Origin of the sequence: Xanthomonas sp. Leaf148 (assembly GCF_001423585.1) — a bacterium.
Taxonomy (GTDB): Bacteria; Pseudomonadota; Gammaproteobacteria; order Xanthomonadales; family Xanthomonadaceae; genus Xanthomonas.
The window spans coordinates 909707-925275 of the sequence record NZ_LMOP01000008.1; the positions used below are offsets into that span (position 1 = coordinate 909707).

Annotated in this window: 12 protein-coding genes; 6 read left to right on the plus strand and 6 right to left on the minus strand. The window is 63.5% G+C overall.

What is annotated here, in order from left to right; all coding sequences use genetic code 11:
• The first annotated feature begins 112 nt into the window (after positions 1-112).
• The 3 genes from ASF90_RS08560 (at position 113) to ASF90_RS08570 (ending at position 6393) form a co-directional block, all read left to right on the plus strand.
• Positions 113-2452, plus strand: coding sequence for a winged helix-turn-helix domain-containing protein (locus ASF90_RS08560; RefSeq protein ID WP_055848454.1), 2340 nt, complete (start codon positions 113-115; stop codon positions 2450-2452).
• A gap of 110 nt (positions 2453-2562) precedes the next feature.
• Complete coding sequence (locus tag ASF90_RS08565; protein WP_055848457.1) at positions 2563-3456, plus strand: helix-turn-helix transcriptional regulator; 894 nt, start codon at positions 2563-2565, stop codon at positions 3454-3456.
• Between the two features lie 48 nt (positions 3457-3504).
• Positions 3505-6393 (plus strand): TonB-dependent receptor, encoded by a 2889-nt coding sequence (locus tag ASF90_RS08570; RefSeq protein ID WP_055848459.1) that lies wholly within the window; start codon positions 3505-3507, stop codon positions 6391-6393.
• 297 nt (positions 6394-6690) lie between these two features.
• Here ASF90_RS08570 and ASF90_RS08575 read toward each other — a convergent pair whose 3' ends face one another.
• Both ASF90_RS08575 and ppa read right to left on the minus strand, forming a co-directional pair.
• A complete protein-coding gene (locus ASF90_RS08575; RefSeq protein WP_055848462.1) occupies positions 6691-7806 on the minus strand; it encodes an HDOD domain-containing protein in 1116 nt (371 codons plus the stop codon).
• Positions 7807-7953: 147 nt separating this feature from the next.
• Positions 7954-8490: an inorganic diphosphatase gene (gene ppa / locus ASF90_RS08580; RefSeq protein WP_005990841.1), complete on the minus strand. Its 537-nt coding sequence runs from the start codon at positions 8488-8490 to the stop codon at positions 7954-7956.
• Positions 8491-8687: 197 nt separating this feature from the next.
• Here ppa and ASF90_RS08585 point away from each other — a divergent pair, with 197 nt between their 5' ends.
• Positions 8688-9170, plus strand: a complete 483-nt coding sequence (locus ASF90_RS08585; protein ID WP_055848466.1) for a hypothetical protein — start codon at positions 8688-8690, stop codon at positions 9168-9170.
• 214 nt (positions 9171-9384) lie between these two features.
• Here ASF90_RS08585 and ASF90_RS08590 read toward each other — a convergent pair whose 3' ends face one another.
• Positions 9385-11412: a sodium-translocating pyrophosphatase gene (locus ASF90_RS08590; RefSeq protein ID WP_055848469.1), complete on the minus strand. Its 2028-nt coding sequence runs from the start codon at positions 11410-11412 to the stop codon at positions 9385-9387.
• A 248-nt stretch (positions 11413-11660) separates the two neighbouring features.
• Between ASF90_RS08590 and ASF90_RS08595 the strand changes: the two genes are divergently transcribed.
• Positions 11661-12185, plus strand: a complete 525-nt coding sequence (locus ASF90_RS08595; protein ID WP_055848472.1) for a hypothetical protein — start codon at positions 11661-11663, stop codon at positions 12183-12185.
• Between the two features lie 48 nt (positions 12186-12233).
• Here the strand turns inward: ASF90_RS08595 and ASF90_RS08600 are convergent, their stop codons facing one another.
• The 3 genes from ASF90_RS08600 to ASF90_RS08605 form a co-directional block, all read right to left on the minus strand.
• Positions 12234-12695 (minus strand): DUF2846 domain-containing protein, encoded by a 462-nt coding sequence (locus ASF90_RS08600; protein WP_055848475.1) that lies wholly within the window; start codon positions 12693-12695, stop codon positions 12234-12236.
• 8 nt (positions 12696-12703) lie between these two features.
• A complete protein-coding gene (locus tag ASF90_RS23385) occupies positions 12704-13135 on the minus strand; it encodes a hypothetical protein (protein WP_153066577.1) in 432 nt (143 codons plus the stop codon).
• Positions 13136-13511: 376 nt separating this feature from the next.
• The gene (locus ASF90_RS08605) at positions 13512-14768 is read right to left on the minus strand and encodes a 6-phosphofructokinase (protein WP_055848479.1); all 1257 of its coding nucleotides are present in this window, start codon (positions 14766-14768) and stop codon (positions 13512-13514) included.
• Positions 14769-14927: 159 nt separating this feature from the next.
• On the opposite strand from ASF90_RS08605, the gene ASF90_RS08610 reads away from it, so the two are divergent.
• Entirely contained in the window at positions 14928-15491 is a 564-nt protein-coding gene (locus ASF90_RS08610) for an adenylate kinase (protein ID WP_055848486.1), read from the plus strand.
• Positions 15492-15569: the final 78 nt, after the last annotated feature.

Genomic DNA, 15569 nt, shown 5'->3' on the forward strand with positions numbered 1-15569 from the left:
TTGGTCGTGGTCCTTTGCTGAATTTGGCGTTTCGCACTCAGTGCGATGCGTCTTTGTAGTCCTTGCATGCCGATGCGTGTCTTTGCCGATGAGTGTTCCTCCTGCTACTGCAATGTCATCTGGCCGGCTGCGTGTCGGGCCGTGTGTGGTCGACGTTGCCTCGCGCGAAGTGCACGCACCGGGCGCGCGGCGGGCCTTGCGATTGCCTCCCAAATCGTTGGCGGTGCTGCTGACCCTGGCAAGACAGCCAGGGCAGGTGGTTACGCGCGAGCAGCTGCTCGCCGAGGTGTGGCCGGATACCCTGCCCACCAACGATGTCGTGACCCAGGCGGTGACGCAGCTGCGAAAAGCGTTTGCCAGCAGCGGTAGTCAGCGTTCCGAGTACATCGAGACGATTGCCAAGACCGGGTACCGCCTGATGGCGCCGGTGGCGTGGGAGGCGTACGCGGATGTGTCGGCGATGCAGGCGCAGACCGCATCCACGCCGGCGTCGCCTGGCGTGCAGCAGTCCGTGCAGAACGCGCCGTCCGCTACAGATGCGGTGAGCACTGCGGCTGAGGCCAGTCATCGCACGCCGGAACAAGCTGCAGCGCCGTTGCCTGCTGCAGCAATGACGCCGCGCCGACGCCGCTGGATGACGCTGGCTGTGGCCAGCCTGGCGTTGGTGGTGGTGCTAGGCCTCGCGGCACGCACGCTGTGGCTGCGTGCCCCGGCAACCGAGGGCGCAACGCCGGCAGCTGTTCCGGGCAGCCCCAAGCGGCCGTACCAGGTCATCACCGCAGGCGGCGGATTCGACCTCACGCCCAGCCTCTCGCCCGACGGCAGCAGGGTGGCCTACGCCTCGCTGACCAGCGATCGGCAGGGGACCTCGATCCTGGTCAAGACGACCGACAACGCGTATCCGCGCGTGCTGGAAGCGCCTGCGCCCGGCATCTCGGATCGACTGCCCGCCTGGTCGCCGGATGGGCGCGAAATCGCGTTTTCCCGGCAATCGCCGGATGGAAGTTGCAGGATCATGATCGCTGCTGCGGCAGGTGAGTCTGCAGCCCGCGAGGTGGTGCGCTGCGATGGCGCGGACATGCTCAGTTTCAGCTGGTCGCCCGACGGCCGCGCGTTGTTGTTCGGCAGCATGACCGGCCCGCAAGGCGCAGCGCGAATCCGGCGTCTCGATCTTGAGACCGGGCAATGGCAGGGATTGACGTACAGCGCGCAACCGACCGACTTCGACTACGCACCGCGCTATTCCCCGGACGGGCAATGGATTGTGTTTCTGCGCAATCCGCAGCTGGGTGATTTGTGGCGGATACCCGCGCAAGGCGGCAGCGCGGAGCGATTGACGCACGACAATGCCGATATCCGTGGTTGGAGCTGGTTGCCGGACGGCAGTGGGCTGATCTTCGGGCGTCGCGTGGATAGCGAAGCGCGTTTGTATCGGCTCGATCTGGTCGCTCGTAGCCTGCACGATCTGGGCGTGGACGATGCGCAGGCGCCGGACGTGGCGCACGGGCATCTGGTCTTTGTGCAGCGCAAGCCGCAATTTGGGGTGTATCAGGTCATCCACGACCCCATGAATGGTGGCTACATCCGGCGCCGCCTGTTTCCCTCCAATGGGCGCGACGATCAACCAATGATTGCGCCCGACGGGCGTCAGCTCATCTTCGCGTCCAATCGCTCCGGTGCGTATGGGTTGTGGTGGGGCGATGTCACCAATCCTGGCTCGGTGCGGTTGATCGAAGGGATTCGGCCGGATGCGCGACAGGCTGCCGATTGGTCGGCCGATTCGCAGCAAGTGCTGGTCAGCGGCAGCGACGCGGATGGACACGCTGCGCTCTTTGAAGTGACTCCGAGCACCGGCAAGACGGTACGCCTGCCGGTACCGCAAGCGCGGCCATTGCAGGCGATCCATCTTCCCGATCCCAACCGGTTGCTGGTCGTGGCTGCGGCCGACGATGGTCATACCTTTGCCACGCTATACGACCGCAGCAGCAGCCCCTGGCGCGCGCTGGCCACGCTGCAGGATGTCTCGCAGGTGCGCCTGGATCGCATCAGTGGGCAGGTGCTGTTTACGCATCTGAGCGGGGCAGGGCTATGGCAGATCGCGCCAACCCTGGCCGCCGATACCGTGCAGCCGGTGGACGCGCAGCAACCATCGCGTTGGCGCTATCGCAGCTGGGCGCCGGGAACCCAGGGTCAGGTGCATTACCTGTCGTCCAATGACAGTTGCGCCACGCACGACAGTGCGCTCGGCGGCGGTCGCGCGCAGTGCCTGGACGCGGCGAAGTTCACCACCATCAACGGTTTCAGCCTGGATCAGCGCAGCGGTGCGATGTATGTGGCGCTGGCCGAAGAAGACGGCAGCGCGATCGCCTACATGGCATTGCCGGAGCAGCCATCGGTGTCCGTCGGCTTCATCTCCAACCTGTTGATGGTGTTGAGAAAAATAGCCTCGTAACTCCTTCGGAAAGGCTTCGTGGCAATTTCGGCAGAGCTTCGTCGAAACGTCCTGACTCACGCCAGATTCGGCAAAACACTACGCCCTCTTTTGTACAAGGGGCTGCCAACATGCAACAGGTCATCACTGCCGATCGCGGGCTCGCACTCTGCCTGGACGGTGCCAGCGACTCGACATCGACCACCTGTCTGGCCGTCTCGCGTCTGGGTAGCATCCGTACCGCCGCTGCGACATTCACCTTGTGGGTGCAGTTGCGGGGTCGCGCCTGGGTGGAGTCCAAGGAAGGTCGTTTCCGGCTGCGCGCCGGCGACTGGATCGCCTTCGATAAGGACTCGCATCCCACCGTGCAGGCAGATCGCAGCGCGCTGTGCGTTGGCGTCAGCCTGGATGGCACCAGCTTGCAGTCGTTGGCCGAGTTGACCGATGCCACGCTGTACCCGGGCCGTAGTCAGTTGTCGCGCAGCGACCTGCGCATTGCGCTGCGGCTGTGGCGTAACGCGGCCTTGCAGAGCGGCAGCGCATCGGCGCGCCCGTTGTTGCTGCATCTGGCGGCGATGCAGCGCGACTTTGTCGAGCAGGAGCAGCGTTGCCCGGGTCGCTCGCGTAGCCGCCGCCGTCAAGTGTTCGGCCGCATGCAGCGCGCCCGGCTCTATCTGGAAGGCAACAGTGACCGCGTGGTGCGCATCAGCGAACTGGCGCAGCTGACCAACTTCTCCAGTTGGTACGTTTCCAAGACATTCCAGAGCCTGTACGAAGAAAGCCCGCAGGCGTTGTCGGCACGTTTGCGGCTGGAGCGAGCCTCCGACTTGCTGCGCGATACCTCGATGATGATCGGTGAGGTTGCGGCCGCAAGCGGCTTCGACAATTGCTGCAGCTTCGCACGCGCATTTCGTGCGCGTTTTGGCGTCTCTGCATCGCGTTATCGCGAGCAGACGACCAATCCGCCAGATTCGGCAAAGCCACGGAACGTGACGCGCAAAGCGACGGCGTTCACGCAAACGTAATTTGCACGGGGGCGCTTAACGCGCCACTAACGAACCCTGGAGAGATTGATGAACCTTCGCACCTCCGCAGTGCGGCTGGGCCTGTTGCCCGCCGGTATTGCGATCGCGTTGACGCCGGCTTTTGCCGCCAACGCACAAGAGCAGTCCGCCCCGTCGACCACGACGCTGGACCGCATCGAAATCACCGGCTCGCGCATCCGCTCGGTCGACGTCGAAACCGCACAGCCGGTCTTCACCGTCTCCCAGCAGGACATTCAGAAGTCCGGCCTGGTGAGCGTTGGTGACATCCTCCAGAACCTGTCGATTGCCGGTACGCAGACTTACAGCAAGGCTGCTGTGCTGACCTCGGATCCGGAACAGGGCGGCCAGTACGTCAACCTCTACAACCTGGGTGAGAACCGTACCCTGGTGTTGGTGAACGGCAAGCGTTGGACCAGCAGCCTGAACGGCCTGACCGACATGTCCACCATCCCGAGCTCGCTGATCGAGCGCATCGAAGTCCTGAAGGACGGCGCCTCGGCGATCTACGGCTCCGACGCTGTTGCAGGTGTGGTCAACATCATCCTGCGTCAGAACTACGACGGTGCAGAAGCCTCGGCGTACTTCGGCCAGAACGGTCGTGGCGACGGTTCCAAGGAGCAGTACTCCTTCACCGCCGGCACCACCACCGACCGCGCCTCGCTGGTGTTCGGCGTCAACTACACCAACGAAGACCCGGTGTGGGCCAAGGACCGCGCGCTGACCCGTTACTCGGCCGGCCCGAACCACATCGAAGATGGTCTGAGTGCAACCGGCCCGTGGGGTCGCTTCACCTCCAACGACCAGACCTACATCCTCAACCACACCGGTTCGTTCGACGGCCGTGGCGTGGGCGCGGATTCGCGCAACATCGCCAACTACCACAACGACATCACCACCGACGACTATTTCAATTCCGTCGACCAGATGATGTTGCAGCAGTCCAGCCGCAACAAGTCGATCTTCACGACCGGCAGCTACAACCTGACCGACAGCGTGACCTTCAAGTCGACCGCGATGTACTCCGAGCGCGACTCGAACCGTCAGATCGCCGGCTACCCGCTGCAAGCTTCTTCGCAGCCGCAGTTCCCGGTGGCGATCAGTGGCAGCAGCTACTACAACCCGGTTGGCCAGGACATCAACAGCTGGTTCCGCCGTACGGTTGAGTTGCCGCGTACCACCGAAAGCAACGTCAAGACCCTGCACTTCGATGCAGCGCTGGAAGGCGTGTTCGACGTCGGCAGCCACGGCTGGAACTGGGACGTTGGCTTCAACTACAACAAGTACGATGTGACGCAGGTTTCGCGCGGCAACATCAACTTGCTGGCGCTGCAGAAGGCACTGGGCCCGTCGTTCCTCAATGCACAGGGTCAAGTGCAGTGCGGTACCGCAGCGGCTCCGATCGCGCTAGGTACCAGCAATGCGCTGGGCCAGTGCACCCCGTTCAACATCCTGGGTGGCCCGTCGGCCTCCACGCCGAACGCGTTGCAGTACATCAATGCGCTGGGTCAGGCCACGCAGCAGAGCCTGAGCAAGCAGTGGACCGCCAACGTCACCGGTGGTCTGTTCGATCTGCCGGCCGGTGAGCTGGGCTTCGCCGCAGGCGTCGAGCACCGCGAAATCAGCGGTTACGACTATCCGGATCAGCTGTCCAGCGCCGGTTACACCACCGACCTGGCGGCACAGGCCACCGAAGGTCGCTACCAGACCAACGAAGCCTACCTGGAGCTGTTGATTCCGGTGCTGAAGGATCTGCCGGGCGCCAAGGAACTGTCGTTCGACGTGGCCGCGCGCTACAGCAACTACAGCCGCTTTGGCGACACCACCAACAGCAAGTTCAGCTTCACCTGGAAGCCGATCGACGACCTGCTGGTGCGCGGTACCTACGGCACCGGTTTCCGTGCGCCGACCCTGTCGGACACCTTCGGTGGCGGCTCGCAGACGTTCGATACCTTCACCGATCCGTGCGACGCCACCTTCGGCTCGCTGGGCAACGCGGGCGTGGCAGCACGTTGCGCTGGCGAAGGCTTGCCGGCTGGTTTCCGTCAGACCGATACCGCGGGCAACGCGGTCACGCGTCGCGACGTGCAGGGCAACGCACCGTTCAACTCTGGCGTGGGCAATGCCGAACTCGAACCCGAGTACAGCATCACCCGCACCGTGGGCATGGTCTACAGCCCGCATTGGGTGCAGGGCCTGGACTTCTCGTTGGACTGGTACCGCATTTCGATCTCCAACATCATCACCGCGTTGACGGCCAATGATGTGTTGAACAACTGCTACCTCAACAATCTGGCCAGCTACTGCGCCGACTACGGTCGCGACGCGGTCACCGGCCAGGTCACCACGCTGAGCCGCGGCAACGTCAACCTGGGCCGTCTGGAAACCGAAGGCTACAACTTCGGTGTGCGTTACCGCATGCCGGAAACCGCGTACGGCAAGTTCGCTGTCAACCTGGACACCAACTACCTGGCGACCTACAAGTCGCAGGCAGAAGCCGGTGCCGAGTGGGCAAACTCCGCCGGCTACTGGAACTTCCCGCGCGTGCGTGCCACCTTGGGTCTGGACTGGTCGCTGGGCGCGTTGTCGGCCAACTGGAACCTGCGTTACTACGGCGGCTTCCGCGATTACTGCTGGGATGCAGCGGCAGGCATCGAGTGCAACAACCCGAACTACCAGACCCCGAATCCGGGCTGGGGCGGCGGTACCGGTTCCAACAAGAAGGGCTCGATCTCCTATCAGGACGTCTCTGTCACCTGGCAGGCTCCGTGGGATGGCAGCGTGACCGTTGGTGCCCGCAACATCTGGAACAAGCAGCCGCCGGTGACCTACTCGATCACCAACAGCAGCACTGCGGCGATCGATCCGATGCTGGATTACGACCGCTTCCTGTTCGTGCAGTACAACCAGCGCTTCTGATCATCGAAGCGTCGTAACGAAAAGCGGGCCGAAAGGCCCGCTTTTTTTATGTCCGTCATTCCTGGTGCCGGGATGCGACGAACGCAGCGCTCCTGACGTTGTGTCGTGCGCCAGCGCTGCGTAGAAACCTGCATAGCCATCTGGAAGGGCGCATCCCGGTGTCCAGGGCAACCATGCGAAAGCTGCACGCTGCAAAGGGCTGCTGCACCCCTCCGCGCTATCTGCAACGCCAAAGAAAAAGGCGCGAATCTCTCGCGCCTCCATCGTTTCACTATTCGCACCAAGTGGTGCGGTCACTCACGCCTCGGCAAGCCCCAGCAACGTCTCGGCCTGCTCGCGCCAGGTCGGCAGTCGGGAAATGACGCCGACCTTGGACAGATACTCTTCGTCCACCGTCTCGCCGCTGGCCAGTGCCGTGGCGACATGCACCGCACCGGTCACCCAGAAGCTGCGCAGGCTGGAGCGCTGCGGATGGCGGTGGAACGCCACTGCTTCGATGATCGGCATCGGCAGGCCCCACAGGCCAAGCAGATACGCGCCGGCTTCGGTATGGCCCAGGCGCTCGTCGCCGCCTTCCAGTGGCGGTTCGCGCTCATCGCGCACGCCCGGCAACAGCAGGCCGATGTCGGCCAGCAAGGCGGCGGTGGAGCCGAGTTCGGCGCTGGTGGGTGGCAACACTTTCGCCGCCAGTCGCGAAGAGAGCAGGGCACGGCGCTGCATCGCGCTACGCTCGGCCGGGGTCAGCGTCTGCACCGAGAACACTTCGCTGGCCAGCACCAGGTCGCGCAGCGTCGCCACGCCCAGGCGGGTGACCGCCGTGCGCAGGTCGGTGATGCTGCGTCCGCCGGAAAAGAACGCCGAATTGCACAGCTGCAGCACCTTGGCCGCAATCGCCGGGTCGCCGGCGATGAGCTTGGCGATGTCGGCCGCATCGGCGCCATCGTCTTCTTCCAGCGCATGCATCAGGCTCAGATACAGGTGCGGCGGCGAGGGCAGTTTTTCGATACGTCCGATCGCCGCGCGCAAGCGCGGATTGCTGAGCAGGTCGCGCAGTTCTTCCAGGCTGGTGACGGCTTCGAGCAGGACTTCCGGCGCCAGCGGCATCGGCAGGAAACGATGTGCCACGCCGATGATGCGGGCCGGCGGCGTCCGCTGGCCGTCCTGGGCATCGATCAGCGCGATGCGGATGGTGTCCGGGCGCAGCGTACGGATCTGCCCCAGCAACGTGGCAGCAGTCAGGTCCGGCAACACCGGGGCAACGATGACGGCATCGAATGGCGACAACGCGGCAGCTTCGATCGCCGAATTTCCATCGGCCACCTGCTGCGCCTGCCACTGGTCGCCGAGATCGGCGACGTAGTCGACCAGGTCGGACGGAAGACTGGCTTCGTCCCCAACAAACAGAATACGCAAGACACTTCCCCAGAAGTCACCGACGGTAGACGCCGGCCAAACGCAACTCGGCAATGTACCCAATCTACCGGCGGCGGTCACCGGGATCACGGCAAAAGCGTGATCCCGGTCGCTCCGCAAGTGCGGAGCAGTGTTACGGCCAACGGCTCAGGGCGCGTCGGAATTATAGCGTTCCACCGATTCGACCAGGATGCGCTTGGCCTCGGCCGCGCCGCCCCAGCCGTCGAGCTTGACCCACTTGCCCTTCTCCAGATCCTTGTAATGCTCGAAGAAGTGACCGATGCGCTCCATCCAGTGGCTGGACACCTGGTTGATATCTTCGATATGCGCGTAGCCGGAGAAGATCTTCTCGATCGGCACCGCCAGGATCTTTTCGTCGCTGCCGGCCTCGTCGCTCATGCGCAGCACGCCGACTGGACGGCAGCGCACCACCGACCCCGGGACCAGCGGCAGCGGCAGGACCACCAGCACGTCGGCCGGATCGCCGTCGCCGCACAGGGTGTTGGGCACATAGCCGTAGTTGCAGGGGTAACGCATCGGGGTCGACAGGATGCGGTCGACAAAGATCGCGCCGCTGGCCTTGTCCACTTCGTACTTGACCGGCTCCGAATCCTTGGGGATTTCGATGACGACGTTGATTTCTTCCGGCAGATTCTTGCCAGAGGTGACCAGTTCAAGGCCCATGCGGGTAGCTCCGAAGCGTCAGCAGTGTGTGGAGCGCGATTCTACGCGTTCGGCTGTTGCGCTGCAGCGACACTGAATGGGCAATCTTCTGAGGGTCCGATGCGGCATAGCCTGCATTCATCACGGGTGGCTCGCTGATCGCTGCTTCTCTGGGCACCGGGCACGCTGCAGGCTCATCCACTGCTCGGGGAAACGCCATGTTCAGGCTCGCACGCTTGCTCGTCGTACTGCTGCTGTCCCTCGCGGCCCAGGTGGCCGCTGCGGCAACGCCACTACCCACTTACGTGGACGCGGTGGACTGGCCGGCCAATGGAGAGGGCTGGGAGGCCTTCGTCGATCTGGAGCAGCGCTTGGACCGTGATTTCGACAATATCTGCGGCGACACCTTCTGCGGAGGCGAATTCAGCGACTACCAGCCGCTGCGCTTTCGTTGCTCGGTCCACCGCGTCACCGGCGTGGTGCGCAGTTGCATCTGGACCTTCGGTGCGAGCGAGATCAGCGTCGATCCGCGTAGCGGCTATCTCCGCTCCGACAGCCGGGTCTGGCGCTGCACGGCGCCCCTGAAAGCCGGCACGCGCCTGGACGAGATGTACCGTGTGCTTGCGGTAACCAACCCCTTGTTCGAGCCGCTGCCGGGCGGCGCGCCGCCGATCTACGACGGCCTGATTGGCTGTCTTTGAGATTGGCTGTCTTTGAGAGATGGCAAAGGCGGGTGTCGTTGCTGCCACGTTATGACGGCGCACGTTCGCAGTGCCGCAGGGACGCCAAACGACCGCCAATACGTTCGCTGCGAAGACAGTGACGTCAGTATTGTCCGACGCGATAGCCAGCTTTCCCGCGCAATGACCTGCGGCCCTATGGCCGCAGGTCCGAGATCCCTGCGGGCATGCCGTGCTACAACAGCGGCACCAGCAGCAGCGCCACGATGTTGATGATCTTGATCAACGGATTGATTGCCGGCCCTGCGGTGTCCTTGTACGGGTCGCCGACGGTGTCGCCGGTGATCGCCGCCTTGTGCGCTTCGCTGCCCTTGCCGCCGAAATGGCCGTCTTCGATGTACTTCTTGGCGTTGTCCCAGGCTCCGCCGCCGGTGGTCATCGAAATGGCCAGGAACAGCCCGGTCACGATGGTGCCGATCAACAATCCACCCAGTGCCCGTGGCCCCAGCAACAGCCCGACCACGATCGGGACCACCACCGGCAACAGCGAGGGCACGATCATTTCGCGGATCGCCGAGCGGGTCAGCATGTCCACCGCGCGGTCGTATTGCGGCTTGGCGGTGCCGGCCATGATGCCGGGGATCTCGCGGAACTGACGTCGCACTTCTTCGACCACTGCGCCCGCCGCGCGGCCCACCGCTTCCATTGCCATTGCGCCGAATAGATAGGGGATCAATCCGCCGATCAATAGACCGATGATCACGGTGTGGTCCGACAGATCGAAGGCGAAGACTTCAGTGGGATTGGCCGCCTGCAGGTTGTGGGTGTAGTCGGCAAACAGCACCAGCGCCGCTAGAGCGGCCGAGCCGATCGCGTAGCCTTTGGTGACCGCCTTGGTGGTGTTGCCGACGGCATCCAATGGGTCGGTGATCGCGCGCACTTCCGGTGGCAGTTCGGCCATTTCTGCGATGCCACCGGCGTTGTCGGTGATGGGGCCATACGCATCCAGCGCCACGATCATGCCGGCCATCGACAGCATCGCCGTGGCAGCGATCGCAATGCCATACAAGCCGCCAAAGTGAAACGCACCCCAGATCGCTGCGCACACCGCGATCACCGGCAGCGCGGTGGATTTCATCGAGATACCGAGGCCGGCGATGATGTTGGTGCCGTGTCCGGTGGTGCTGGCAGAGGCGACATGCTGCACCGGTGCGTATTGGGTGCCGGTGTAGTACTCGGTAATCCACACGATCAAGCCGGTGAGCACCAGGCCGATCAATGCGCAGGCATAGAGCGAGGTCGCGCCATGGCTGTTGTCGCGCATCAGTGTCTGGGTGATCGGCCAATAGGCCAGCGCAGCCAGCACGCCGGAGATGATCACGCCTTTGTAGAGCGCCCCCATGATCGAGCCGCCTGCTTTGACCTTGACGAAGGCCGCGCCCACGATCGATGCGATGATCGAGACACCGCCCAATACCAGTGGATACAGCACCGCATGCGGCCCGGTTTCGGCCAGGGTCAGGCTGCCGAGCAGCATGGTGGCGATCACGGTGACGGCGTAGGTCTCGAACAGATCCGCTGCCATGCCCGCGCAGTCGCCCACGTTATCGCCGACGTTGTCGGCAATCACCGCAGGATTACGCGGGTCGTCTTCGGGGATGCCGGCCTCGACCTTGCCAACCAGATCCGCCCCCACGTCCGCCCCCTTGGTGAAAATACCGCCACCCAGACGCGCGAAGATCGAGATCAACGATGAGCCAAACGCCAGGCCGACCAAGGCATGCAGGTTCTGCTCCAGCGGCAACCCCATGGCCTGCAGCACGGCGTAATAACCGGCCACGCCCAACAAGCCCAGTCCCACCACCAACATGCCGGTGATGGCGCCGCCCCGGAATGCCACATCCATCGCACGGCCGATGCCATGCCGTGCGGCTTCGGCAGTGCGCACGTTGGCGCGCACCGACACATTCATGCCGATATAGCCGGCCAACCCCGACAGCACCGCGCCGAGCGCAAACCCGATCGCCGTGTACCAGCTCAGAAACAGCCCGACCAATACGAACAGCACGCCGCCGGCGATCGAAATCGTGAGGTACTGCCGATTGAGATAGGCGCGGGCGCCTTCCTGGATCGCCGCCGCGATCTCCTGCATGCGCGCGTTACCGCTTGGCTGCGCGACCACCCAGCGCGCCGACACGATCCCGTACAAAATTGCCAATACCGCACAGCCCAGCGCAAGCCCTAACCCGTAGTGTTCCAGCATGACCCCTCCCAAGAGAATGGATGTCATCCGGTCGGGACGAACCAAGGGCGACGCACGCAGCGAGTGACAACGAATACGAACTCGACGGTCACAAGGGCCGTAATGCGCGTCGCGATGTTCAGGTGGCCGGATCGCGATCGAGTATGCGCCGCAGCTTGCAGGGGTGCCACCACCGCGGCTTTGGCGCGTCGTTCAGTCGCGACATGACAGCCTGCGGCCAACGTGACCGAGCCGATCCAGGAGTAACTATGTCGAACGATGCCGCGTCCAGGTGCGCCGCTGTGCTGGCCGCCATGCTGTTTACCGGTAGCGCAATCGCTGCAGATCCAACGCCGGAGTTGAAGGCCCGCCCGCCTGGCACTGCGCAAGCCGTCGGTGCAGTACACACCTTGCGACAGATTCCAGAAGCCTGTGCCCGCTTAGAAGGTGTGTTCACCGGCAATGCTGCACAGCCCTACACGTTCTCGGTCGTGCGCAGCAGCCCCACCTGTCAGCCACGTGCGCGCTTTGTGGACTACGCCAAGGCAACACCGAGTGTTGCGTCGGGCTGGATCTTCAACGACGTGATCCGCGTCCCAAGCGCGGCCTGCCCGAGTCAACAGGCGGTCGTGCGCGTGTGGCGCAAACCGGTGGATGCCAAACCGCAGCTCGACGGCCAAGGCCAGTCACGCATCTACCTGGAAGATGCCAAACAACAGGCGGCCGCCGGCAAGATTCCGCAGGTGCCGATGTTTGCTGCGCAGATGGCGGTCGAAGGTAAGGCTTGTCAGTAGGAAGTCGTGTTCGCAACGCGCTATGCAAGCCCATTGCGAACCTTGGCGTTATTCCGCGCGTTCGAGCTTGGCAGCCATGCCTTCGAATGTCGCTTGATCAGAGGGTGAGAGATTCGGACGGCCAGCTAGGATGCCCATGGTGATGCCACCCTGGACGTAGTAGGTCTCACCCGCCTCGACTTCGATGTTCAGGATGTCTTTCTTTTCGGAATGCACGGCGTATTGATGCGTCCCCGGTTGCACCAGCGCCACGAAATACTTTCCGCTACGCAGTTTGCCCAATTCGGTTTCGCCCTCGCGCACCTTGAATCCGACGGCTCCGCCGGCAAACTTTGATGGTCTGAAAAACACAATCTGCGCCTTGTCTGCTGGAGCGGATCCAATCAAACCGGCGTTGGCCGAAGCGGCGGCCTCGGTGGTAGCAGTACTCACTGCGTTGACGGGGAGCGCTGAGGCTTGCGCCGCCGTCAGCAAGAGGGCCAGTGAGGTGATGCTCAACAGTTGACGCATGGTTGCTCCTAAGAAGTGGTAGAGGGAAAGGTTTGAGGTGCGCATATTGCGCGCGGTACTGCGACTGCCAGTTTTGCAGTGCCACGCGTGCCTGACGGGATTTCGATCTCTCCGCCACGGATAAACATTCCCAGCGGCCCGCCCAGCGTGGCAACGCCAATCGCGGGCGCGCTACGGTCTTTTCCGGTGGCGCCCAATTTGAAGCCGCGTAATACGATGGTCTGCTCGTTGCATTGAAGGCTGCGTGCGGCAAGTAGCAGTTCTCCCGCTGCACCGCCGCTGCGAGCCACTGCGGCATGCACCACTTCCCCCACGCCAGCGATTCCCGCAGCGAGTACCTGCTGTCCATCAATGACCAGTGGTTCGGCCAACTGCAGTCGAAAGCGATCGCCGCGCCGATGCGTCGATGACGACAGGACTTCGGTGAGTTCAACGATCACCGATGTTCCTTCCGGAATGACGGAAGCGGAAGATTTTGCTTGGTCAGACCCTGGCGTTTGGATGCCGAAAGATACGGGAGATGGTGGCGCTGACAAATGCCATGAAGCACGTCTAGGTTCAGACGCCTGTTCTGCATACGCGCCATCGCCCAACAGTCGCAATGCGAGCAAAAAAATGACGCCCACGATTAATGGATGAGACGGCGTTCCCTGCACTGTTGTTTCCCCTGGATGCAGCGCTGGCCGTTGCGGTCAGCGTGCGTCTCAAGCCTATCGCAACTGTGACGGCGCGCACAACATATGTGCCGCGTTCATAGCTCGGGCTCGATCCAGGACAAGGCGACGTCTCACACTGCTAGCCGTCGCCTTGGCGGCCTCACCCCTCCCACACCGGCAATTTCTTCGCCACCGCCATGTTCTTCAACGTCACATACTTCGGCAGGCCGTCGTTGCCGTAGGCCAGCGGGGCTTCGCCCTTGATCAGTGGGGCGAAATAGCGGCGGGCGCGGTCGGTGATGCCGAAGCCATCCTTGCGCAGGAAGCTGGGCGGCATCTTCTTTTCGTGATTGGCCACCTTGTGCAGCGGGGCGGGCACGATCTTCCAGCGATAGGGGGCGTCGCTGACGCGTTCGATCACCGGAATCACCGCGTTCATGCCCTTGAGTGCGTATTGCACGGCGGCCTTGCCGACGGCCTGGGCCTGTTCCCAGTCGGTCTTGGAGGCGAGGTGGCGCGCGGAACGCTGCAGGTAATCCGGCAGGGTCCAGTGCACCTTGTAGCCCAGTTCCTGTTTGACCTGTGCGGCCAGGAATGCGGCCACACCGCCCAGTTGCGCGTGGCCGAATGAGTCGGCTGCGCCACCGGCATCGGCGACGAAGTTGCCGTGTGCGTCCTGGATGCCTTCGCTGGCGACCACCACGCACCAGCCGACCTTCTCGACGACCTGTTTCACCTTGGCCAGGAACGCGGCTTGGTCGTAGGCGCGCTCGGGCAGCAGGATGATCTGCGGTGCATCGTCCGGGCCCTGACCTGCGAGCCCCGCTGCGGCCGCAAGCCAGCCGGCGTGGCGGCCCATCGCTTCGTAGATGAAAACCTTGGTGGAGGTGTCGGCCATCGCGGCGACATCCAGTGCGGCTTCGCGCACCGACACCGCGGTGTATTTGGCCGCCGAGCCGAAGCCGGGGCAGGTGTCGGTTACCGCAAGATCGTTGTCGATGGTCTTGGGCACGCCGATGCAGTGCAGCGGGTAGCCGTAGGCCTTGGCCAGCTGCGAGACCTTCCATGCGGTGTCGGCCGAATCGTTGCCGCCGTTGTAGAGGAACCAGCGCACGTCATGTGCGCGCAGCACGTCGAGCAGGCGTTCGTACTTGGCGCTGTCCTGTTCGAGCGACTTGAGCTTGTAGCGGCACGAGCCGAACGCGCCGCCGGGTGTCTGCGCCAGTGCGGCGATCGCGGACGCCGATTCCTTGGAGGTATCGATCAGCTCCTCGCGCAGCGCGCCCAGGATGCCGTTGCGGGCGGCCAACACCTTGATCTTGCGCGCACGCGCTTCGGTGATAACGCCGGCAGCGGTGGCGTTGATGACGGCGGTGACGCCGCCGGATTGGGCATACAACAAGTTGCCAGTGGACATAGGGGGACGGACTCCTCACATGGAAACATGGCGCAGGGGACAGTGCCGGGACATTCCCCGGATGGGGTAAGCTGCACGACCATACGGTCAGTGCCGGCGAAGGCTTGAGTCTAACGCCGCCAACCGCAACGCGTTTTTATTCGAAAGTGGAGTCCACTGATGCGATTGGTTCTGTTGGGACCGCCCGGTTCGGGCAAGGGCACCCAGGCGACACGTCTCAAAGATTCATTTGAGATCCCGCACATTTCCACCGGCGACCTGCTGCGTGCCGAAGTGGCCGCCGGCTCGCCGCTCGGCCTGAAGGCCAAGGAAGTCATGGCACGCGGCGATCTGGTGTCCGACGACATCCTGCTCGGCATGCTGGAGTCGCGGCTTGGTCAGGCCGATGTCGCCAAGGGGTTCATCCTCGATGGTTATCCGCGCAATGTGGCGCAGGCCAATGCGCTGGACAACCTGCTCAGCAAGATCGGTCAGCCATTGGATGCGGTGGTGCAGCTGGACGTGGCCAGCGAGTTGCTGGTCGAGCGCATCGCCGGGCGTGCCAAGGCCGAAGGCCGTGAGGACGACAACCCGGAATCGGTGCGCAAGCGTCTGCAGGTCTATACCGATTCCACCGCGCCGGTGATCGGCTTCTACGAGCAGCGCGGCAAGTTGGCGCGTGTGGATGGCGTTGGGTCGCTGGACGAAGTGCTGGAACGCATCAGCAAGGCGCTCGGCCGCTGAGTCACCCGGACCGGGCGCAACGCCCGGTCTGTGTTTACCGCGTGCCTGTTGGCCGCGCCTTCTGCAGATCAAGACCCT

Excerpts from the sequence above, each read along its gene's own strand:
- ASF90_RS08560 (WP_055848454.1), top strand. The coding sequence starts at position 113 with ATGTCATCTGGCCGGCTGCGTGTCGGGCCGTGTGTGGTCGACGTTGCC.
- ASF90_RS08565 (WP_055848457.1), top strand. The coding sequence starts at position 2,563 with ATGCAACAGGTCATCACTGCCGATCGCGGGCTCGCACTCTGCCTGGAC.
- ASF90_RS08570 (WP_055848459.1), top strand. The coding sequence starts at position 3,505 with ATGAACCTTCGCACCTCCGCAGTGCGGCTGGGCCTGTTGCCCGCCGGT.
- ppa (WP_005990841.1), bottom strand. The coding sequence starts at position 8,490 with ATGGGCCTTGAACTGGTCACCTCTGGCAAGAATCTGCCGGAAGAAATC.
- ASF90_RS08585 (WP_055848466.1), top strand. The coding sequence starts at position 8,688 with ATGTTCAGGCTCGCACGCTTGCTCGTCGTACTGCTGCTGTCCCTCGCG.
- ASF90_RS08590 (WP_055848469.1), bottom strand. The coding sequence starts at position 11,412 with ATGCTGGAACACTACGGGTTAGGGCTTGCGCTGGGCTGTGCGGTATTG.
- ASF90_RS08595 (WP_055848472.1), top strand. The coding sequence starts at position 11,661 with ATGTCGAACGATGCCGCGTCCAGGTGCGCCGCTGTGCTGGCCGCCATG.
- ASF90_RS08600 (WP_055848475.1), bottom strand. The coding sequence starts at position 12,695 with ATGCGTCAACTGTTGAGCATCACCTCACTGGCCCTCTTGCTGACGGCG.
- ASF90_RS08605 (WP_055848479.1), bottom strand. The coding sequence starts at position 14,768 with ATGTCCACTGGCAACTTGTTGTATGCCCAATCCGGCGGCGTCACCGCC.
- ASF90_RS08610 (WP_055848486.1), top strand. The coding sequence starts at position 14,928 with ATGCGATTGGTTCTGTTGGGACCGCCCGGTTCGGGCAAGGGCACCCAG.